This is a genomic window from Pseudarthrobacter sp. RHLT3-21, assembly GCF_059383495.1.
Genome location: NZ_JBWZCI010000059.1, coordinates 1 through 1,589, shown reverse-complemented (window position 1 = coordinate 1,589; position 1,589 = coordinate 1). Strand labels below are relative to the sequence as shown.

1 protein-coding gene is annotated in these 1,589 nt (G+C 63.8%); it reads right to left on the bottom strand.

The genetic code is table 11. From position 1 onward, the window contains the following. Positions 1-125: 125 nt before the first annotated feature. On the bottom strand, positions 126-1,394 hold the full coding sequence (locus AC50YA_RS23065; protein ID WP_494984472.1) for an IS110 family RNA-guided transposase: 1,269 nt from the start codon (positions 1,392-1,394) through the stop codon (positions 126-128). Between the last annotated feature and the right edge of the window lie 195 nt (positions 1,395-1,589).

Here is a 1,589-nt window from a genome sequence, read left to right as displayed (position 1 = left end):
GGGGGGTGTCCCTATGTTCTTCGTCAAGCGGTGGGGCGATTTTTCTCTCGAATTAGTGGAGGCCCGATTTCGGGCAGGAACCAGCGGCTGACCGTGCGTGTCCGCCAGCTGGTGGTCGTGGGTGGTCAGGCGGCCCTGGGGCTTGGCGCCTCGTAAAATGTGCCGTCGCGGAGCATGGCGAAGAGGACGTCGCAGCGGCGCCGTGCCAGGGCAATGAGGGCCTGGTTGTGCCGCTTGCCCTCGGCCCGTTTCCGGTCGTAGTAGGCGCGCGACAAGGGGTCTTTCAACGCGGCGAAGGCGGAGAGGAAGAATGCCCGTTTGAGGCTTTTGTTGCCCTTCTTGGAGGGGTGGTCGCCGCGGATCGAGGTGCCCGACCGCCACGTCACCGGAGCCAGGCCCGCATAGGAGGCAAGGTGCCCGGCGGTCTTGAATTCCTTACCCGCAACCTCGGTGATGATGCGGGCCTCCGTCCTGACCCCGACCGCCGGCATGGACGTCAGGACGGAGTGAAGAGGGTGCGCCTCCACGAGGGCGTCGACCTGGGTGAGTATCTCGTCCCGGGAGGTGCGTAGTTGCTTGAGCATGCTGGCAAGCTGCGGCAGGACGATGCCTGCCGCGTTGGTGCCGGCGACCACGACCGTCTGCTCGCCCAAGGCGGTGAACACGTCCTGCGCCCAGCCCTTTCCGGCCCTCGGCGCATAGCGCGACAGGAGAGCTGTCACTCTGGTTTGTCCGGCTTTGCGCAGCTTCTCCGGGGTCGGATATTTGATCAGGAGTTCGGCCATGGCGGGGTGGTCCAGGTGCTTGCCGACGACCCGTTCCAGGGCCGGATGGACCTGCGTGAGGAGCCCGCGGATCCTGTTTGAGGTGGCCGTGGCCTGCTTGGCCAGATCATCATCAAAACCACACAGCATCGACAGTTCCGCGGCCTGTTCATCGGCGACGACGATGGAGCGCAGGGTGTGCGGCAGGGACCTGGCGGCTTCGGCGATGATCGCCGCATCCCGGGCATCGGTCTTGGCTTCGCCCGGGTGCAGGTCGGCGATGCGACGCATGGCCAGGCCCGGCAGGTACCCGACCATGATGCCCTCAGACTGGGCGACAGCGACCGGCAGGGCGCCGATGGTGGAGGGCTGGTCCACCACCAACAGCACTGTTCCCTTGCCGGCAACTGCTTTGATGATTGCCCGTAGTTTGGCCTCGTCCTGGGGCAGCGCCCGGTCGAGGAGTTTCCTGCCCTTGCGGTCGATGGCGACCGCGTGGTGATTGCTCTTGCCCACGTCAACACCGATGAAGATGTCAACGAGTTCATGGTCCTTGATCAACGCAAACCTCCCAGAATTTGTGTCCTGCGAAACTGTGTTGGCGTGTCCCACGGCGGCAAGGCTCGACATCCACGTTACGGCTGACCCACACGGTGATTCATTGCGCTGGTCCGGTCCCCATTAGCGATCCCCTGACGCCTATCGAATCCCGGTGACAACACCCCCCGGATCATTAATGACTGGGGGACTTAATCATGCCGGGACCGACAGGCCAACAACCCCAATTCTTACTCGTTAAGGGGCTACTAAAAAGGTAACGGGGGG

Bases quoted from the DNA above. Each gene is read 5' to 3' on its own strand.
- AC50YA_RS23065 (WP_494984472.1), bottom strand. From the start codon at position 1,394: ATGTCGAGCCTTGCCGCCGTGGGACACGCCAACACAGTTTCGCAGGAC.